The sequence below is a fragment of the Endozoicomonas sp. 2B-B genome, assembly GCF_053470045.1.
Map to the genome: position 1 here is coordinate 1,958,128 of NZ_JBLZMU010000001.1, position 19,714 is coordinate 1,977,841.

A 19,714-nucleotide genomic window follows, 5' to 3' on the forward strand; every position below is an offset into this window, starting at 1 on the left:
TTTTATGGAATGACTTGCAATAAATCTGGCTCTCCATAGGATTAAGGCCCATGGGTATTGGAAACAAGAGACTCTCGGATTCATGATAAAACGATTTGCTTCTTTTATGGCCATCATCATGGCCTTCAGCTTCGTCTTCAACGTACCAGTGGCGGATGCTAAAAAGTTTGGAGGAGGCAAGAGCTTTGGTCGTTCTTATAACACGGCTCCCGCTCCCAAACAACCGGCTGCCGCACCTCAACAGGGTAGCAAACAGACAGCTGCTCAAGGCTCCCGCAAGGGTATGCTGGGCGGGTTGTTGGGTGGCCTGCTGGCAGGTGGACTGATTGCCTCTCTGTTTGGTGGTGCTTTCACTGGTCTGCAGATGATGGATATTCTGATTATCGCTTTGCTGGCTTTTGTGCTCTTCAAGGTGTTCCGCAGTATGAACCGTGCCAAAGCTACGGCAGCGGGTCATGGTGGCAATCATGCTCACTTCACCCCGGAACAGTCAGGGCAGAACCAGCCATCCCCTTCATTAGATCAGCTGTTTGGCCAGAACAGGGAACAGCGCGAAGATGACTTCGGTCAGGCTGACCAAACAAGCTTGCCTCAAACCGGTTTTGGAACCAGTGATGTCCCGATGAATCTGCCAGAAGGCTTTAACCTGAGTGCATTCATGAATGGTGCCAGAGACCATTACCGCACGCTTCAGGAAGCATGGAATAAAAACGATCTGGACATCATTCGTGAGTATCTGGACCCTGAACTGTTTTTACAGTTAAAAGCGGAAAGAGCCACTTTGGGTGGCGATCAGCACACCGAAGTGATCTTTGTGGACGCTGAGTTGGGCAGAGCTGATTACAACGACACTGTTGCCGAGATCAGCGTGCGCTTCACCGGTAAATATCGCGATACCGTTGAAGGTGTTGAAGAAGATATTACCGATATCTGGCATCTGCAACGTAGCTTGAAAGAGCCCGATGCTCCCTGGCTGATTGTGGGTATTGAAGCCTGATGTAAGTACTCAACCATACGAAATCATATTTTCTGACTTATTGTTCAGGCACTCTGACTGCGTTGCAACTCTGGTCACATAGCTTACTATGCTCCCGTCGTTGCGCCTTGCAGAGCGCCTGCCCAATAAGCCAGAAATATTCGATTCCGTATGGCTGAGTACTTAGAGCCGAAGGGAAAGGTGTTTTGCCTTTCCCTGACTGGGCTCTATTGTCAATGATCTTCATATGATTTACTGAAAACTTCTGGTAGCAATATCAAATGTGACGGTAACTGGCCCTTTTTTGGTTTTAGTGACATTAACTGGGTCAACATCAAAAAAATCCCGTACTTTATCATCAGCATTAGGGCCACACAAATAGCTGGTTCCAGGCGTTTCTTGCACGAATTCTTTCCAGGTTTTTACTCTGTCGTCAGAAGCTTCAGCTTCTAAGCGGCTGTTCACCCCGAGTATATCTCGTAACTCTGGCTTGAATATATTATGCAAATCCATCCCGGAAATATACCAGGCTTTGTAGGCCTGACCCTGATCAGGAACATGAACAAGGAATAAACTATTAACAAGCCTGAGTGCTTGAACGTTTTTGTCCATATCAACCCATTCACGATCATCCGAAAACAGTTTTAAAATTCCGCTTTTACTGCCTTCAAGATACTCGTCCAGCAGTTTTGAAAAATCATCATCACTGTCTTCAGATTCATCGTCTGAAGACTCAATAGAATATGAAGCCAATGGCCTGGCTGCACCATGGGATGTTGGATTATCAAGGCCAGATGTTTTTTGGGCGTCAACAGCCGTAGCTCTGGCCGTTTCTGGCTGATCCGGCTCTGTTGTCGGTTTGCCAGAACCAGTAACCAATAAAGGTGGTTTAGTTGAATTAGATGGAATCATAAGTCACTCCGTTAATTGCTTACTTAAATTAGACAAGAAGAAACAGGGGAAGTTCATAAACACGTGCTGTAAGCAGGAAAAGGACAAAGCGAGAGGGTATAGCCTTGCAGTCAGAAACCTCCCGCAGCCACCAGGACGGTGTTGAGTTGGGGAGGTTTTTATAATGACGGTCTTGCCGGGATCAGCTTGCGTTTCACAGGTATGTAGCGTGATACCGCTGAGGAAGCCGGGGACTAACTGCTGGCTAGCCCCTGACCATTGACCATGACCTGTTCGTACTTTTGGGTCAACACCTGCATTTTCTTGAGAATGGATTCTGTGGTCACAGAGATGGCTGTAGGCATATAGCGTCCCTGTTTATATTGCGTAAACCCTGATTTGGAAAAAAACCATTGAGCTTTAACCTTGGAGAGCAGCTTTTTGATTTCAGGGGTATTCACGGGGGACTGGTCGAGTTCATTCAGTGAGCTTTCAAACAGAGCCATGGATTCCTCAAAACCTTTCTCATAGATATTGCCACCGACGCCCCAGGCCAGAGCCTGGTAATACATAGCTATTCTCTGGCTGAGCGCGCGCTGTCGACCTGAAACATTGACCAGTCTGGCTTTGCTGGTGGCAGAGTGCTTTTCAATCAATGTAACCAGGTCATTGCTGCTGTTGAATACCCTCAGAGCCTTTTGAATGAGGTCAGCTGCAGCTTCTCTGTCGGGTTCTGACAGTGCCATTTTTTTGTAAGTTTCCCAGTCTTTCGCAACCACATTCAGCTGATGTTTGATTGCATCGTTGGGCGCATAATCTGATAAAGCCTGAAAGTTATTTTCAAACAGCGTAATGCTTTTATCGAGCTGCTCTCTGGCGTCTTCTGAGTTAATGTCGGCTCCGATCATCAGGTAGCTTTTAGCGACTCGCTGAGACAGCATCCGTTGCAAACCGGATGTGTTAACCGCTTCGGCATCGTTCAGGGCGGCTGAAGTTTCTCCTGAGTAAGCGATTAAATACGCCATAATAAAGCCCAGGAATTTATAACAGAATAAAAGTGGGCGGAAGTCGGGAAGTATTCTGGAAATTTGCACTGTTATTGTTCGCTCTCTGCGCTATCCGGGGGCATCCTGATGAGTTTTTGGTTCAACAGGTTATGTTGCAAAGCTATGTGCAGAATATATGCCAGAGCTGAATAGTTCTCAGACGATTATTCCGGCCTCGGTCAGAAAGGCGCTGGAATTGAACAAGCAGGAGAAGCTTCAGTATGAGATTCGCTCAGATGGCAGCGTCCTGCTTTCCAAGTGCCAGAGTGACGAAGGAGACCCTGTAATAGCAGGATTCCTGGATTTTCTTGAGCGGGATATGAAAATCACCCCTGAACACTGAAGCCGTTTTCCCCGGAGCTTGCCCGAAATCTCAGTGATCTGGTTGGGGAGATTGATATCGATCTCGACTTTCAAAAGAAAAACGCCACAAAACGACTGGCGGCAATCAACCAGTTGGCATTTGAACGGGTTTCAGGCAATCCCTCTAATCCTGCATATCCTCGAAAGTCATCATTTGTGCAGAGCCGTTGCCGGAAAAACGACTTTATGGTTTGTCTGACAAGGAATTGTCGGAAAAACCAGCTTATGCTTCAACCGACACCAACAGTGGTGAGGAGTACGAAGGACAGTCCACCAAATGATCATTCACCATCCCCATAGCCTGCATGTATGCATAACAGATAGTGCTGCCTGCGAATGAAAAACCTCTTTTTTTCAGGTCTTTACTCATGGCATTGGATTCCGGGGTGGTGACCGGCACCTCAGACATGGTTTTCCACTGGTTCCGGATTGGAGTGTGATTCACAAAGGACCAGATATATTGATTAAAGCTGCCAAACTCTTCCTGAATGTTCAGAAAGGCCCGGGCGTTGTTGATGGCACTGTTTACTTTCAGCCGGTTTCTGACAATACCTTCATCCTGGAGCAGTCTTTCTACATCTTGCCCGGTGAATTGGGCGACGGCTGTCGGATCAAAGCCTGCAAAGGCTCTGCGGTAGCCCTCCCGGCGTTTGAGTATGGTGATCCAGCTGAGACCAGCCTGGGCCCCTTCCAGAATCAGAAATTCGAACAGCTTCTGATCGTCGTGACAGGGAATGCCCCACTCTTCATCATGATATCGAATGTAGTCCGGGTCTTCTGTGCACCAGGCACATCGTTGATTTGTCAAAAGGATGACTCCCATACTGGTTGCCGTGAAGAGTAAAGCATTAGAAAACAGGTCAATGGCACTCTTGAGCTGTTGGCAGTGATTTTGGCTAAGCTGAAACAGTAACAACTTCATGGGAGGAAGTCATGCCATCCAAAGTGTCATCATCCGGTTCAGTGTTGCCACCTGTGCCTCCTCATTTGCCGGATGAGCCTTCATCAAAAAACACCGTTTCATCAGGCTTTCGAGATGTTTCTGTTGCGGATGGAGAGGAAGGATTAACGTTCCCGCAGGAAGGATGGCACACTGCTCCTCAAAGTCTGGATTCCCGACACCCCAGAGTGGTCGATGCCCAGCCACTGATTCAGATTGATGATATACCTGCAACCTCGGAAGCAGCCTTTCCCGCCCTGCCAAAAATTAGATCAAGCGTGTTCGAGAGACTATTGGCTTCGGTCATAATCTGGGTGCTGGACTTGAAAAAAGTTCGGTCAAAAGTCAGCTTTCGCAGGGCGGCCGTCGTCAGACAACTGAACAAACAGTTGAAAAGGGTCAGGGAGGCGATACACAGCAAGCCTTTAAAGAAAACGCTTGATGAACGCCGGATTCTGAAAAAAAAGCAGATGCTGTTGCGTAAACAGAAAAAGCAGGCAAGAGTGGCCAGGGATAATGAGATTCGTAGTTACCTCAGGCTGTTGCGATCTTTCAAAGCTATGCATAGAGGAGAGTTAAAGGAGCATACTGTTCATCTGGACGAACTGTCACTGGGAGGTGGCAAAGCCACTTTGAAGCATGTTGAGTTAAGGGTCCACAAAGTGGAGCTGTTGGATTCGGACACGGGCCAGACCTACCCCAAAATTACCCTGGATGTTAAGGGCTCTGTTAATGTTGATGTGCCCGGTCAGCCTCCCCTTAAGATGGATATCAAAATCAAGGATATGGATGTCAGTATTCAGGGCAGAGTGGTAGCAGGAATTAATGCCTATATTAGTGGAAAGGGCATTGCAGGCTTTTTCAGGGCACTTCACCGTATTCGCAGGCAGAAAGGCACCTTCTTCGAGCTTAACCGGACAGGGGTCACCATTGGAAAAATAAAGGCTTCTCTGGATGAACCGGACCCGGCAGCCCTGTTTGCATTTACAGGGGGGTTAAGTATCGGGGTGAAAGAAAGCATCAGCAAGATGTTTTCTCTGCTCGAGCATCCATTTGATCTGATGGTTCATGATCTTGAGATAGCCAGAAAAGGTCTGCCTCATCCACTGAGCAGGGTGGAAGGACTTAAGGTGGCTAGTGAACTCAAGCCTTTTGAGTGCACACAGGGTGAGACGGAGAGAAGGCTGGCCGTCAGTGTGAAAACCATGGAAGTGGATACAGGAGGGCTTTCGGATGCCCTGTATGGTATTGCCCGCGAGAAAAAGCTCAAGCCTATGGATTTAATAACCTCTGATAAAGAGGAAGATTTTGACTGGGTCTCTGAACTGGAAAAACAGTCCTCCGGTCTCAGGGCCAGAGCCAGCGACCTTAATCTGCAGTTGAAGGCGCAGTTATCAAAAGAAAAAGTTCAAAGTGGGTCTGGAGATTTCGATCTGGAACTCGATGCGGGCCATCTGGAGCTGGAAAATAGCGGAGCAGCACAAGCGCATCTGGATCTGAATAAGGTTCATATGGAGGGCAAACTGGATGGAGGTGCAACAGATTTTAGCGGTCGTGCAAAAACCTTTTCAGCCGGGCTGAGGCTCAATCAGAAGCTGGGAGCGGATTCTGGTAACAGTGTTAATTGTCATGCTGATGTCAGAGGTGAAGATTTAAAGCTTGCAAGGGCTCTGCATCAGGGGCAGGTTCAAACCGAAATTGAAACAAACCGGCTGATCGTTGATACCCATGGCCAGCCATCCTCGATTCATTGGCGTGATACCCGCATTGAGCTGCCCCAAAACCTGGGTGGGCAGATACAGAAGCTCTCTGCTCATCTCAAAGACAGTGAAAAAGGAGATGCTGAACTCAAGTTCAGTGTCGGTAAAACACACTTATCAGGTGAGGGGCTGGTGGCCGTTAAGACTCAGGCCAGCAAGTTTTCTGTTCCAGTCAGGGGCAATGTGGCTGTGGATCAGTGTGAGGTCTCTAATACGAAGTTCAAAGAAGGGGATTTAAGGCAATCTTCAGCGATTACGGCAGTCACTCCAGGAAATATCAGTATCGATGGCGTCAGAGCCGGCTCTGTCAAGGTTGGAAACCTGACTACAAAGCTGGATGAAGAAGGCACTGGATACGTTTATCTCAACGATGTTTTTTTGAGTGGTGATGACCTTATCGAGGATTTCGAGCAGCTTCCCCAAGCTATCCGACAAAACATACCCACAGGTTTTCTTAAGGGCAGAAAGCTGAAGGCGTCAGTCAAAGTAAAGGTGGAGAAGGGGCTGGTGGACCTGAAAACAGCCGAGTTTCTCTCTTTCGATCTGGATGAAAAGGATGTGGATAAATCCGCCTGGACACAATGGTCTTCATGGGATCAATGGTTCAGAAGTGGTCTGATCGGTGCAGCCGGTTGGGTTTCGTTCAAGGGTATGAATGTGGCCGACGAACAGCTCTGTATTTCATTGGGTATTGGTCCACTGAGTTACCCCATTCCGATCATGAAAGCACCGCAAGAGGCTGTTCGGGGCGAAAAGCTCTCTCTTCCGGTTTTGCTGCATCATTACACCGGTGTCTGTTGGGGTGATGCTTTAACAGACGACAAAGATTTTATACATAAGATCAATATGGGCGATCTGCAGGCTCTCTCAACACTGGAGAGCTATTGTCGACAGGTCGGATCTGATCGGGCTGAGCGTCTGCTGAAAACGTTGCAGCTTCAACCCTGGATAGAGAGGTCGAAGGGTGGGGATCAACTGTCCTTCAGCTATTTGAAAACATTAGCTGGATTATTTTTTCAGTATCCGGGTACAGCTGGTCGGGGCATCCTGTTATTCAGGAGCCTTCAGTGGCCTGTTACCCCGCCTCTGGCCCAAGCCATACTGAAACAGCCCTTCCGCTCACAGATTGATCCTGTAGCTTTGGCTCTTTCCGCTTCGCAGGCAGGGCTGATCAAAGAAGCTTATGAAGTGTTGGCAGAAGCACTCAAGAAGAAGCCGGAAGATTCCAGACTGAATTACTATGCAAGTGTCGTTTTAAGAGACGGGCTCCATGCCATCAGGCCGGATCAGATGAGCGAGGACGAGAAAGAGCATCGGAGTATTGAGTCGGCCCGCAGGTTATCGCTTGCTGCCAGGAAAAAATACCCTGCAGCGATAGCGCTTCAGAAGCAACTCTGTGAAGAACGGGAGCCTTATGCGTTGCTGGCTGAAGCCGGAGATTTGTTGACCCATGTTCATAAACCTTCTGCTTTCTACAAAGCCCTGAACCAGCTTGAGGGAATAGCTGCACAGGGAGAGGGAGTCAAAGGGAGAGTAGCAAAAACTATTCTGGCTAACAGAATAGAAAACGGTCGGAAGATTTTCATACATCCTACTGCCAGGGTTGAAAAGAGTATTCATGCTCTGGAAAAGCGAATGAAACACAAAGGATTATACGATGTCAGGCCGGACGAACTCTACCAGCTCGGTATACGTTACCTTTACGGTGTTGAAGGTAAGGTTTCCAATCCGGCCAGAGCGGTTGAGTTGTTGCAACAGGCAGGCAAAGAGGGAGAAAACAGGGCACAGCTTCACCTTGAGTTGGCAGAGTCAGCACGTTCCGGGATGATGTCTGAATAGAGGGTGATTTTAACCGGAAAAAGAACTGTTCGTTTTTCAGACAGACAGGTATTCTGTTCTTTCATTTTCATTCATTCCAGAGAATTTCAATTCATGAACATTACCGACAAAACAGTCGCGCTGATCCACTACACCCTGAAAAATGCCGGGGGTGAAGTTCTGGACAGTTCCGAAGGTCATGACCCTCTGGCCTATCTGCACGGTGCGGGTAATATTATCGCCGGTCTGGAAAGTGCTCTGGAAGGAAAAACGGCGGGTGACAAGCTGGACGTCTCTGTAGAAGCTGCGCAAGCCTATGGCGAATACGATGAAAGTCTGGTGCAGCCCATTCCCCGTGCCCAGTTTGGTGAACACGACGTAGAAGTAGGTATGCAGTTCCATGCAGATACAGCTATCGGCCCACGCATTGTCACCATTACGGCCATTGAAGGCGATGAAGTTGTGATTGATGCCAACCATCATCTGGCAGGGGAAGACCTGAACTTTGCCGTTGAGGTGGTTGAAGTTCGTGATGCGACAGAAGAAGAGCTGGATCATGGTCATGTACATGGACCCGGTGGTCACGAGCATTGAATCAGTCATAAAAAACCGGGTGAATAGCCCGGTTTTTTTTATGACGGTAAAAAGCATTAGCTTCTTTTGAACAAGATCTTGTTTTTTCTGAAAGTTTTTTCTGGCAATTTGGTCAAAAATACACCGAGCATCAGAAACAGAGTCAGGAACAGAGACTCATGGCTGAGCATTGTTCCGTTCAACAGGCTGTCCAGACAGAGTGCAATCACCGGGAAGATCAGAAAACAGATGGAAGCCTGGAATGGGCTGGCCAGTTTGTTTAACTGGAAGTAAGCCATAATGCCGCCAATCCCTGCTACGGAACCCAGATAGATCACTGCGCTGAGTGAGAGCGCCGAGAAACTGTTTATATCCGGCGTTTCCATGAAGTAGCCCGTAATCATCAGAAATACCGCTGCCATCAGACAGGGGAGGGCATTGTAGGTCAGCACATGAATACCCTCACAACGAGTCTGGACACTGGTGTAAATCAGGGCATGCATGAGCACGGCAACGACCAGTGCAATCACACCCATCAGGCTGCCGTTACTGTTGACCGACATTTCGTTACCAATAATAGTCACCAGGCTGCCCAGGGCTATGACCAGACCCGCCAGCTGGTGCATAGCCACCTTATGGCGCTGGAGTAATACCGAAAAGATCAGAACGACGACCGGCATATTGGCGAAGATGATAGACGCCAGTCCCGATGAAATATATTGTTCGCCAAAAATCATCAGGGTAAAGGGGATGGCAAAGTAAAACAGACTGATCAGGAAAAACTCCAGACTTTTATTCTTTGGGAACCAGATCGTAACGCCTTTCAATCTGGCCAGCAGAAGAATCAGGGGTGCTGCAACAGCAAAACGAATGCCGGTAGCGGTAATGGGCGGAATAGTAGCAACAGCCAGTTCCATAGCCAGCCATGTCGTCCCCCAAATGAAGCAGACAGTAACAAACAAAAGGCTGACCCGGGTCTTTGTGCTCATGCCAACATCCTCGTAATACGTTCAATGGCTGAAAAACAGTTGTTGCTAATTATTACCTATGATGAAAAGTTTAAATGACAAAGCTGGAAAAATGTTGTCAAAGTCGTCATGATTTAAAAAGTTTTGGGAAAAATAATTCTCTATTATGCTTGATAAAAAGGATAAACTGATTCTTGACTGCCTTCAGCGGGATGCATCCATTCCAGTGGCTGATATTGCCGACAGGGTAGGGTTAACCGTCTCACCCTGCTGGAAGCGGTTGAAAAGGCTGGAAGAAGAGGGCTATATCACTCAGCGGGTGGCGCTGCTGGACAGTGAAAAACTGGGTTTACACCTCACTGCTTTTGTGAATATCAAAACCCAAAATCACAGCAATGAATGGTATGAGGCTTTTGTCTCGGAAGTCAGTGACTTTGCCGAAGTGATTGAGTTCTTCCGGATGGCTGGAGAGTACGACTATATGATGAAAGTGCTGGTCAGGGATATGGCAGCCTTTGACGTATTCTATAAGCGACTGGTAAACAGTGTGACCGGACTCAGTGAAGTGACCTCTTCCTTTGCTATGGAGAAGCTGAAAAATACCACTTACCTGCCATTGGGTTGACTATGAGACTCATCGAAATCATGTACTAGACTGGTTTCACCCTCATATCTTTAGTTGTTCCGGTTGTATGCGACACATCACTTCTCCGTTAGCGGGTTGTCTGCTGGCGGCTTCTGTTCTGGCAGGGCGGCATTATTTTCCCGATTATTTTCAGGCCATCGTCCGGTTTGAATCAGCACTGCTGTTCCTGAGTGGACTGATTACCGGTATTCGATTGCCGGATATTGATCTGGCTTTACCAGGGCTGAGTCACCGTTCAGGAATTACTCATTCGTGCCTTCTGGCGGTATTGCCCTTGATGCTTGATCTGCCCTTCGTTGCAGGCGGTCTGGCAATGGGGATTGCGCTGCATTTGTCGTCCGATATCCAGCCAAAAACATGGACCGGTGGAGCATTGATCAGGTTTCCAATACTGGGCAGTATCGGGATGCTCTCGCCACTCTGGATTTTGTTCAATATTGTGGGTTGTTTTGTGGTGCTGTTCCACACCATGCCGCAGAAGCATGAGGTTGGCCATTGGGCCATTCTGGCTGTGATGCTGTTGGGAGGTGGCTGGTATTTCTTAAGTGAAGAGAAAAAGCGGCTTCTTCCGTTGATAACACTGGCCTTTTGTATGTTGCTGGTGCACCAATATAATAAGGGTCGGCTCAATGTTGAGATAGTGATTCGATATTTTGCCTGAAGACAGCCGACTTTGCCTCCCGGGTGAGCCAACGACAAGCACAAATCAATCGCTTGACTTTGAGTCGCCAAGCTTTCGTTTCCGGTGTTGACTTTTGTGTTCCGTCAGGGCTTTCGCGTTTGGCAGGGTCTTCTGGCACTCAGGGCAGGTTTGCACTCCGGTGTGATCTTTGCTTTTGTGAGCCCACAGGGCTTGAGAGTTTGGCAGGGTCTTCTGGCACTCAGGGCAGGTCCGCACTCCGGTGTGATAACGCCTTTTGTGATTCGACAGGGCTTTTGCATTTGGCAGGGCCTTCTGGCACTCAGGGCAGGTCTGCACTCCGGTGTGATAACGCCTTTTGTGATGCGACAGGGCTTGAGCATTTGGCAAGGTCTTCTGGCATTCAGGGCAGGTTTGCACTCCGCTGTGATCTTTCCTTTTGTGATCCGACAGGGCTTGAGCGTTTCGCAGGGTCTTCTGGCACTCAGGGCAGGTTCGCACACCGCTGTGATCTTTTCTTTTATGATCCGACAGGGCTTTCGCGTTTGGCAGGGTCTTCTGGCACTCAGGGCAGCTTTGCACTCCGGTGTGATCTTTCCTTTTGTGATCCGACAAGGCTCTCGTGTTTGGCAGGGTCTTCTGACACTGAGGGCAGGTTTGCACTCCGGTGTGATAGTGACTTTTGTGTTCCGAGAGGGATTGAGCGTTTGGCAGGGTCCTTTGGCAGTCAGGGCAGGTTTGCACTCCGCTGTGATCTTTTCTTTTGTGATCCGACAGGGCTTTCGAGTTTGGCAGCGTCTTCTGGCAATGGGGGCAGGTTTTCACTCCGCTGTGACTTTTTTTTCTGTGATCCCACAGGGCTTGATTGTTGCGCAAGGTCTTTAGACACTCAGAACAGGTTCTCTCTCCAGTATGATATTGCCTTTTGTGACTCGCAAGGGACTTTGCGTCTGACAGGGTTCTCTGACTCTCAGGACAGGTTCGAGCTCCGGTATCATCTTTCCTTTTGTGATTTGACAGGGGTTTCGTGTGGCCATCCGCTCCGACCAGGGGGGCATTGCAGGTTTTTTGTCTGGTTTTGTCGTCTTTTCGGGCTTGTACTGTGCTTCCCTGGGTAAGTGCAATGGAAATCCCGACTGCTTCGGGAGGGCCCGGGACAGTGAACGAGTCATTAATGACAGCAAAACCATCAGTGGTGGTAGACAGGCCAGAAGCACCCTGGGGCTGAATGCCCGGATCGGCCAGTATTTCGAAAGGCACATTGTGTTGGGGGAGTAAGGTCTCCAGAGACTCAAATTGACCCATACAAATAAAACAGTCGCCATCGGCTAAATGGGAGTATGAGTCTTGTTCGTGTGTTGCTTCTGTCTTGCCTGTCCAACTCTCTTCAAAATTCAGCAGCCATTGCCCTGGCTCGATGCTGTCGGGTGATGGTCGCAGTTGACAAAGGCCATGGCAGGGAGAGGTATAACAGTTTAAATCCAAAGTATGCAGGTGTTGTTGAGGGCCTCCGTTACCGTCGTCATTATCAGTGTTCAGCGGGCTGGTAAAAGAGTCCCCGGAGTGGCTGGTGACTGATGAGGTTTGTTGGCCGGATGATGATGTTGATGGCCGGTATTGTGATGGGTCATGCCCAGAGTTAAATAGCACAGTAGTGATCGCAAATCCGACAACCACTTCGACAGGTATCCAAAAAAATTGGCTGCCTGGCCGGGCCGGTCGGTCTCGTTTTATAGAAAAGCACGGGTTTGGATTATCTGTATTGTGTGCAGGCTTGAAAATAAAATCTCTTTCCGACGGCTCGGCAAGAAAGAAGACAGACAATGATAGTAATAGCAGTACTGTAAAGAGTAAGTATTTAATAATTCTATCCTTGTTCTGGTTTACAGATAGGAAGGATAGATCAAGAAGATAAGTGTGTTTTTAAAAGGGCCGTTGAGCATACCTTAACGCAGGGGCATGATGCAGACCGATGGGGCATTCTGGTTGTGTTTAGGTGATCCAATGACAAGCACAAATCAATCACTTGACTTTGAGTCATCAAGCTTTCGTTTCCGGTGTTGACTTTTGTGATACGTCAGAGCTTTCGCGTTTGGCAGGGTCTTCTGGCACTCAGGGCAGGTTTGCACTCCGGTGTGTACTTTGCTTTTGTGATTCGACAGGGCTTTTGCATTTGGCAGGGTCTTCTGGCACTCAGGGCAGGTTTGCACTCCAGTATGACATTTTTTGTGATACGACAAGGCTTGAGCATTTGGCAGGGTCTTCTGGCATTCAGGGCAGGTTTGCACTCCGCTGTGATCTTTTCTTTTGTGATCCAACAGGGCTTGAGCGTTTCGCAGGGGCTTCTGGCACTCAGGGCAGATTCGCACTGGGCTGTGATCTTTTCTTTTATGATACGATAGGGCTTTCGCGTTTGGCAAAGTCTTCTGGCACTCAGGGCAGGTTTGCACTCCGGTGTGATCTTTTTTTTTGTGAACCGACAGGGCTCTCGAGTTTGGCAGGGCCTTCTGACACAGAGGGCAGGTTTGCACTCCGGTGTGATAGTGACTTTTGTGATCCGCGAGGGATTGAGTGTTTGACAGGGTCCTCTGGCAGTCAGGGCAGGTTTGCACTCCGGTGTGATCTTTTCTTTTGTGAATCCACAGGGCTTTCGTGTTTGGCAGGGTCTTCTGGCACTGGGGGCAGGTTTTTACTCCGCTGTGATTTTTTTTTCTGTGATCCCGCAGGGCTTGAGTGTTGCGCAAGGTCTTTAGACACTTAGAACAGGTTTTCTCTCCACTATGATATTGCCTTTTGTGACTCGAAAGGGCCTTCGCGTCTGACAGGGTCTTCTGGCACTCAGGACAGGTTTGAGCTTCGCTGTCATCTTTCCTTTTGTGATTTGACAGGGCTTTCGTGTGGCCATCCGCCCCGACCAGGGGTGCGTCGCAGGTTTTTTGTCTGGTTTTATCCTCTTTCCGGGCTTGTAACGTGCCTCTCTGGATAAGAGCAATGGAAATCCCGACCGCTTCGGGAGGGCCCGGGACAGTGAACGAGTCATTAATGACAGCAAAACCATCAGCGGTGGCAGAAAGGCCAGAAGTACCCTGGGGCTGAATGCCCGGTTCGGCCAGTGTTTCGATAGGCGCATTGTATTGGGGGAGTTGGGCCTCTGGAAAATCAAGATGACCCATACAAATAAAACAGTCATCGGCTAAATGGGAGTATGAGTCTTGTTCGTGTGTTGCTTCTGTCTGGTCTGTCCAACTCTCTTCAAAATTCGGCAACCATTGCCCTGGCTCGGTGCTGTCGGGTAATGGTCGCCGTTGACAAAGGCCATGGCAGGGAGAGGTATAACAGTTTAAATCGAAAGTATGCAGGTGTTGTTGAGGGTCTCCGTTACCGTCGTCATTATCAGTGTTCAGTGGGCTGGTAAAAGAGCCCCCGGAGTGGCTGGTGGCTGGTGAGGTTTGTTGGCCGGATGATGATGTTGATGGCCGGTATTGTGATGGGTCATGCCCAGAGTTAAATAGCACAGTAGTGATCGCAAATCCGACAACCACTTCGTCAGGTACCCAAAAAAAATGGCTGCCTGGTCGGACCGTTCGGTCTCGTTTTATAGAAAAGCACGGGTTTGGATTATCTGTATTCTGTGCAGGCCTGACAATAAAATCTCTTCCCGACGGCTCGGCCTGAAAGACGACAGACAATGACAGTAATAGCAGTGCTGTAAAGAGTAAGTATTTAATAATTCTATCCTTGCTCTGGTTTACCGATAGGAAGGATAGATCAAGAAGATAAGTGTGTTTTTAAAAGGGCCGTTGAGCATACCTTGACGCAGGGGCATGATGCAGATCGATGGGCCATCCTGTTTGTGATGCTGTTGGGAGGTGGCTGGTATTTCTTGTGAGCATGGAGATTTGAGCCTTAGCTATGGCGACGATCGCCAACGCAGGATTAAGGCTCAAATCTTCAGCGCAATTGGGAGTTAGAAAGTTTGATTGGTATTACTGCTTTGTGGCTGCCAGAGCGCGTTGTTGTTCACGAAAAGCCTGTTTGGCTTTTCTTCGATTCAAAACGGTATTGCCGACCTCACCTCCGAGGTGAGCTTCTCCACGTCGTCTTGCCAGCTGAATCTGGTGTTCACGTTCACGGAAACGTTGCTTCTGATCCGGTGTGTGCCTGTCATAGCAGTGAGGGCAACTGACGCCCTGTTCAAAGTGTTCGCTGAGCTGGTCCTGAACGGTTATAGGAAGACGACAAGCGTTGCATTGATCGTACTGACCTTTTTCAAGCTGATGATTGACGGTGACACGATCATCAAAAACAAAGCATTCGCCTTCCCAGGTGGATTCTTCCTGGGGTATTTCTTCCAGGTATTTGAGAATCCCGCCTTTCAGGTGGTAGACCTCTTCAAAACCCTGTTCTTTCAGATAGGCCGTCGACTTTTCGCAGCGAATGCCACCAGTGCAGAACATGGCAATTTTCTTGTGTTGCCCGGGGTTGAGGTGATCCCTGACGTATTCAGGAAACTCCCTGAAGGTCTCAGTGTTGGGATTGATCGCATTTTTGAAGGTGCCTACCTGGACTTCATAATCGTTGCGGGTATCAACCACCAGAACTTCCGGATCATTGATCAAATCGTTCCATGACTTGGCATCGACATAGGTTCCGACAACATGGTTGGGATCAATACCTTCCACACCCATGGTGACGATCTCTTTCTTGAGTTTGACCTTGGTACGTTTGAAAGGCATCGCCTCGGTGTAGGATAACTTATACTCAATTTCAGCGAGACGGGGGTCGCTTTTCAGCCAGACCAGGAGCTGGTCTATGGCATTTCGGGTACCGGCAACGGTGCCATTAATACCTTCCCGGGCAAGCAGCAGAGTGCCATGAACGCCATGGCCCTCCATGACTTTCAGAAGTTCAGGCTTAATGGTTTCAAAGTTATCCAGAGTAACAAATTTATAGAGCGCACAAACGACGATTGACATATAGGGTCCTGTTGCTGGCCGGAGCGTAAATCCGGTGCAGTGTGTTACAGCCTCCTTCAGGCGAAAGACGACTAACTTTCTGGTCAGGAATCAGACCAGCCGATAAGCATAGCAAAGAGAAAGCACCGGCTGCCAGTGCAGTTAATACTCACACACACTCTGTTGGTTGGTCTGGTTTTATTACATAAACTAGCTTTGCAGCCAGACATCTTTAGCCCAGTGCCAGACCGAAGGCCAGGTGGTTTCCGAGAGGTCGCCTGCTGTCCAAAGGCCTACTTCACCTTCCGCAGACACGCAATAAAAGTCGCCATTATGCTCACAGAGCGGCAGCAGATCTCTGGGCATTCCCTGGTCCCAGGCGATGGCCGCAACTTCAGGCAGGTAGGTGTGAGAGCAGGGGTCTTTAATGGTAACGGGTTCCATGGAGCCATAAACAAGGTCACTGACTTGCAGCAGAAACTCCCGGAAGTCGGAAGGAATCGGAAGCAGCAGCTGCTCTTCAGCTTCGATGATCTCATCTTCGTCAGGAAGCTCCAATGGTGTAGGTACCTCGACGGCACCTTCCCGGAGTTCATCAATGACATCTTCCATAGCGATAACCTGTGACTGGGGCTGTGGCGGTAGAAAAGCCCCTCATGGATAAGGGGCTGTCATGAGGCTCAATGGAGCCGGTTTTCCTGATTATCTGCGACCTTTGACCGGTCTGCCAGATTGGGAAGGTTTTTTTCGAGTGTTGCCGGAGCCTGATTTGAATGCTGGCCTGTTTTTATTACCAGCAGGCTTTTTTCCCGGATGAGCTGAAGTTGAGCGCGGCTTGCCAGACTTTTTGGAGGGCGCCTCGTCACTCAAAGTAACCTTAACACCGTCCTCAAAATAAGGCACTGGCTCAACGTTCAGGGGCTTGTTAATAAGCTTACGAATGGCTTCCAGCAGTTTTTTCTCTTCCGGGTTCATCAGGGAGATTGCTCGCCCCGGGCTGCCAGCACGACCGGTTCGACCAATACGGTGCACATAATCCTGCGGCACTTTAGGCAGGTCGTAGTTTACCACCAGTGGCAACTGATCCATATCCAGCCCTCTGGAAGCAACATCAGTGGCTACCAGAACCCGGTAAGCACCCGCCTGAAACTCAACCAGCGTTCTGCTGCGAACAGGCTGGCTCTTGTCACTGTGCAGTGCCGTGGCGCTGATACCTTCGTCAGAGAGCAGGTCGGCAACTTTTTCGGCGGCTTTTTTGGTGCGCACGAAAACCAGTACCTGCTCCCACTTGCCACCTTCAATGATATAGCTGAGGATTTCCGGTTTATCCTGTTGATCCACAGGATAGACCGACTGTTTGACTGTGCTGGCAGCAGAGTTTGGATTCTCTATTTCAATTTTGACCGGATGACGCTGGAACTCATGGGCCAGCGCCTTGATCTGCTTGGAGAAGGTTGCAGAGAAAAGCAGATTCTGACGTTTGGCGGGCAGAACCTCAAGAATCTGATCCAGCTCATTTTTAAAGCCGAGGTCCAACATTCTGTCGGCTTCATCCAGAACCAGGATTTTCAGGTGGTCCAGGGTCACATGTTGTTTCCGGATCAGGTCCAGCAGTCGCCCCGGTGTTGCCGTCAGCACATCCACTCCAGCCTGAAGCGCTGCCACCTGAGGCTCTATATCAACACCGCCGTATGCGACTGCTGAGCGAAGAGAGAGGTTTGAACCATAGCGAACGACGCTTTCGCCAACCTGAATAGCCAGCTCGCGGGTAGGTACCAGGATCAGGGCGCGAACAGGATGGTTCTTGAGCGTCCGCATTTCTGACAGACGGTGCAGCAGCGGCAAGGTGAAGCCAGCTGTTTTGCCCGTTCCGGTCTGGGCGGATGCCATGACATCGCGGCCGGTCAGAACCATAGGAATAGCTTTGGCCTGAATCGGGGAGGCTTTTTTATAACCCTGTTCGGTGACTGCCTGAAGGAGAGGTTTACACAAACCAAGGGATGAAAAATCAGTCATTTTGATCTGCAGACCTCTAAGACATGAAATGGGCAGAGGATTGTACAGCAGTCTTTGGCGTTGTGCATTGGGGTTTACCCGCTCTCACTGGAGCGGGAGTGCAACTCAGATCTGCTTGCGCAGGCGCAAGGGCAGTCTGCGAAAATCTATCTCGTACTTACCTTCGGATCCAATCATTGATCCGGCACTGTCATAGAGCCATTGAGCCACGCCATAAAGACCTTCTTCATAAGTATTGATAGCCCCTGTGATGGTGATTTCTCCCAGGCTCTGATTAATGTTCATCACCTTGAGAAAACCCTCGATCTCAGGGCCTTTCAGCTTGTAAGTTGCGCCAGAGCTGCAACCACTCAACGTGAAATACTCATTTTTGATCAGGTTATGATGGAGTGTGCCTGAAGAGTCCATATCCAGCTCATACAGCTTGATATAGCCGAAGCTGTTATTGTCGGAGCCGATTTTCAGTTCCACTTGAAACTGTTCCACCTTGTCGGTCGAGCGATCAAGCGTAACTTTAGACATGCCCGAGTAGTTCCCTGAGGGCAGGTTACATAAGTTTCCGGCATTGACGAAGCTGGCCAGGCAAACAAGCACGCTGAATAGCTTAATTTTTATTAGATTTTTCATTCCCTTCCTCCAATTTTTTAATGGCTTATATTGTTATTAGACAAGGAATGTGCAGTTAAGTTCTCAGTAGGAAGGGATTTGTTGAGGTTAAAGCGGTTTTTTCTAGACTAAAGTCTGAGAAAACCCGCTCTCATAACGGTTCAGGAAGGATTAGTTTTTCTTGCGTTTTAAAGGCTCAAAACCGGCATCAACCGATTCAGTGGTGTCCTGACTGGCGGGTTTACGGCGCTTACCCAGGTTCTTTTTGTTGCGCTGCCGTGTTTTTCCAGCATTAGTCTTGTCGGAGACCTTCTTTTTCTTGCTGCCGACGGCTTTTCCCGAAGCCTTCAGCTTTTTAGGGCCTTTCCAGCTGCCTCTCAGCTCCTTGATTGAGCGTTTTTCAAAGCGTGTTTTCAGATAACGCTCTATGCCTGACATCAGGTTCCATTCGTTGGGGCCAATCAGGGAGATGGCCAGACCTTTTTCACCGGCTCGTCCAGTGCGGCCGACGCGGTGAACATAGTCATCGCCATTGCGAGCCATATCGAAATTAATGACCAGCTCAATCCCTTTGATATCCAGACCTCTGGCTGCGACATCGGTAGCCACCAGAATATTGATCTGGCCTGAAGCCAGCATGGCCATCATCTTTTTTCGTTCCTGGTGATCCATCTCACCATGCAGAACACCGGCTTTCAGGTCACTGTAGCGAAGGAAACCGCACAGCTGGTCAGCCAGGTTACGGGTATTGGTGAAAACAATGGCTTTCTCGAAAGGCTCGTTTTCCAACAGCCAGCGAGTCAGCTTTTCCTTATGCTTTTGATCATCGCTCAGTACGATCTGCTGGTGGATGTTCTCATGCTTTTCTCTGGCCGTATTTAAGGTCAGGGTTTCAGGTTCTCGCAAAACCAAGTCAATCAGTACACCCATCCCTTTTTGTTGCAGGGTGGCAGAGAACAGCATGGTTTGTCGATCCTGACGACATTCAGAGGCAATTTTCAGCATGTCTGGACTGAAACCAAAATCCAGCATACGGTCAGCCTCATCCAGAATCAGGTATTCCAGATCATTAAAGTCGGTATTGTTGTTCTCCATATGCTCAAGCAGACGGCCCGGCGTGGCGATCAGAATTTCCGGATTCTTTCTCAATGTATTGACCTGGTGACGAAACGGGTCGCCACCGGTAATCAGTCCGGCTTTGATCTGGGTAAAACGGGCCAGGGCTTCCGTCTCTTTCAGAATCTGTCGGGCCAGCTCCCGGGTGGGCACCAGAATCAGCATTCGGGTGCCGGAGCGGGGGGCTGGAGTGTTCTCGAAATGATTCAGGGCAGGCAGCAGGAATGCCGCCGTCTTGCCACTGCCGGTTTCGGAGCTGACCAGCAGATCTTTGCCATCCAGCGCTCTGGGAATCACTGCCACCTGGACGGGGGTGGCCTCGCTGAAATTTCTTTCAGTCAGGGCTTTTTGCAGCCGTTCGTGCAGAGCCAGGTCAGAAAAAAGCAAGCGATACTCCTTA

17 protein-coding genes are annotated in these 19,714 nt (G+C 49.2%); 6 read left to right on the forward strand and 11 right to left on the reverse strand.

Annotation, left to right across the window (positions count from 1 at the left end; all coding sequences use genetic code 11):
• Positions 1 to 82 precede the first annotated feature (82 nt).
• A complete protein-coding gene (locus ACOMHB_RS07860) occupies positions 83 to 997 on the forward strand; it encodes a Tim44 domain-containing protein (protein WP_448216173.1) in 915 nt (304 codons plus the stop codon).
• Between the two features lie 231 nt (positions 998 to 1,228).
• On the opposite strand, the gene ACOMHB_RS07865 is transcribed toward ACOMHB_RS07860, so the two are convergent.
• Both ACOMHB_RS07865 and ACOMHB_RS07870 read right to left on the reverse strand, forming a co-directional pair.
• A complete protein-coding gene (locus tag ACOMHB_RS07865) occupies positions 1,229 to 1,888 on the reverse strand; it encodes a hypothetical protein (protein ID WP_448216174.1) in 660 nt (219 codons plus the stop codon).
• Between the two features lie 233 nt (positions 1,889 to 2,121).
• Complete coding sequence (locus ACOMHB_RS07870; RefSeq protein WP_448216175.1) at positions 2,122 to 2,892, reverse strand: type IV pili methyl-accepting chemotaxis transducer N-terminal domain-containing protein; 771 nt, start codon at positions 2,890 to 2,892, stop codon at positions 2,122 to 2,124.
• Between the two features lie 157 nt (positions 2,893 to 3,049).
• Here ACOMHB_RS07870 and ACOMHB_RS07875 point away from each other — a divergent pair, with 157 nt between their 5' ends.
• Positions 3,050 to 3,256: a type II toxin-antitoxin system PrlF family antitoxin gene (locus ACOMHB_RS07875; RefSeq protein WP_448216176.1), complete on the forward strand. Its 207-nt coding sequence runs from the start codon at positions 3,050 to 3,052 to the stop codon at positions 3,254 to 3,256.
• Between the two features lie 243 nt (positions 3,257 to 3,499).
• Here the strand turns inward: ACOMHB_RS07875 and ACOMHB_RS07880 are convergent, their stop codons facing one another.
• Positions 3,500 to 4,084, reverse strand: coding sequence for a DNA-3-methyladenine glycosylase I (locus tag ACOMHB_RS07880; protein WP_448218616.1), 585 nt, complete (start codon positions 4,082 to 4,084; stop codon positions 3,500 to 3,502).
• Positions 4,085 to 4,209: 125 nt separating this feature from the next.
• Here ACOMHB_RS07880 and ACOMHB_RS07885 point away from each other — a divergent pair, with 125 nt between their 5' ends.
• The gene (locus tag ACOMHB_RS07885; protein ID WP_448216177.1) at positions 4,210 to 7,815 is read left to right on the forward strand and encodes a hypothetical protein; all 3,606 of its coding nucleotides are present in this window, start codon (positions 4,210 to 4,212) and stop codon (positions 7,813 to 7,815) included.
• Positions 7,816 to 7,908: 93 nt separating this feature from the next.
• Complete coding sequence (locus tag ACOMHB_RS07890; protein ID WP_422132813.1) at positions 7,909 to 8,388, forward strand: FKBP-type peptidyl-prolyl cis-trans isomerase; 480 nt, start codon at positions 7,909 to 7,911, stop codon at positions 8,386 to 8,388.
• Between the two features lie 56 nt (positions 8,389 to 8,444).
• Here ACOMHB_RS07890 and ACOMHB_RS07895 read toward each other — a convergent pair whose 3' ends face one another.
• Positions 8,445 to 9,356, reverse strand: a complete 912-nt coding sequence (locus tag ACOMHB_RS07895) for a DMT family transporter (RefSeq protein WP_422132814.1) — start codon at positions 9,354 to 9,356, stop codon at positions 8,445 to 8,447.
• A gap of 145 nt (positions 9,357 to 9,501) precedes the next feature.
• Between ACOMHB_RS07895 and ACOMHB_RS07900 the strand changes: the two genes are divergently transcribed.
• Both ACOMHB_RS07900 and ACOMHB_RS07905 read left to right on the forward strand, forming a co-directional pair.
• A complete protein-coding gene (locus ACOMHB_RS07900) occupies positions 9,502 to 9,960 on the forward strand; it encodes an Lrp/AsnC family transcriptional regulator (protein ID WP_422132815.1) in 459 nt (152 codons plus the stop codon).
• Between the two features lie 67 nt (positions 9,961 to 10,027).
• A complete protein-coding gene (locus ACOMHB_RS07905) occupies positions 10,028 to 10,642 on the forward strand; it encodes a hypothetical protein (RefSeq protein WP_448216178.1) in 615 nt (204 codons plus the stop codon).
• A 45-nt stretch (positions 10,643 to 10,687) separates the two neighbouring features.
• On the opposite strand, the gene ACOMHB_RS07910 is transcribed toward ACOMHB_RS07905, so the two are convergent.
• The 7 genes from ACOMHB_RS07910 to ACOMHB_RS07940 form a co-directional block, all read right to left on the reverse strand.
• Positions 10,688 to 12,271, reverse strand: a complete 1,584-nt coding sequence (locus ACOMHB_RS07910) for a C2H2-type zinc finger protein (protein WP_448216179.1) — start codon at positions 12,269 to 12,271, stop codon at positions 10,688 to 10,690.
• 368 nt (positions 12,272 to 12,639) lie between these two features.
• A complete protein-coding gene (locus ACOMHB_RS07915) occupies positions 12,640 to 14,136 on the reverse strand; it encodes a C2H2-type zinc finger protein (RefSeq protein WP_448216180.1) in 1,497 nt (498 codons plus the stop codon).
• A 471-nt stretch (positions 14,137 to 14,607) separates the two neighbouring features.
• Positions 14,608 to 15,597 carry an oxygen-dependent tRNA uridine(34) hydroxylase TrhO gene (trhO, locus tag ACOMHB_RS07920; protein ID WP_422132819.1) on the reverse strand — a complete coding sequence of 330 codons (990 nt, stop codon included), beginning with the start codon at positions 15,595 to 15,597 and terminating at the stop codon, positions 14,608 to 14,610.
• Between the two features lie 189 nt (positions 15,598 to 15,786).
• The gene (locus ACOMHB_RS07925; protein WP_422408832.1) at positions 15,787 to 16,188 is read right to left on the reverse strand and encodes an SMI1/KNR4 family protein; all 402 of its coding nucleotides are present in this window, start codon (positions 16,186 to 16,188) and stop codon (positions 15,787 to 15,789) included.
• Between the two features lie 90 nt (positions 16,189 to 16,278).
• Entirely contained in the window at positions 16,279 to 17,592 is a 1,314-nt protein-coding gene (locus ACOMHB_RS07930) for a DEAD/DEAH box helicase (protein WP_448216181.1), read from the reverse strand.
• Between the two features lie 105 nt (positions 17,593 to 17,697).
• Positions 17,698 to 18,219, reverse strand: coding sequence for a hypothetical protein (locus ACOMHB_RS07935; protein ID WP_448216182.1), 522 nt, complete (start codon positions 18,217 to 18,219; stop codon positions 17,698 to 17,700).
• 150 nt (positions 18,220 to 18,369) lie between these two features.
• Entirely contained in the window at positions 18,370 to 19,701 is a 1,332-nt protein-coding gene (locus ACOMHB_RS07940; protein ID WP_448216183.1) for a DEAD/DEAH box helicase, read from the reverse strand.
• Between the last annotated feature and the right edge of the window lie 13 nt (positions 19,702 to 19,714).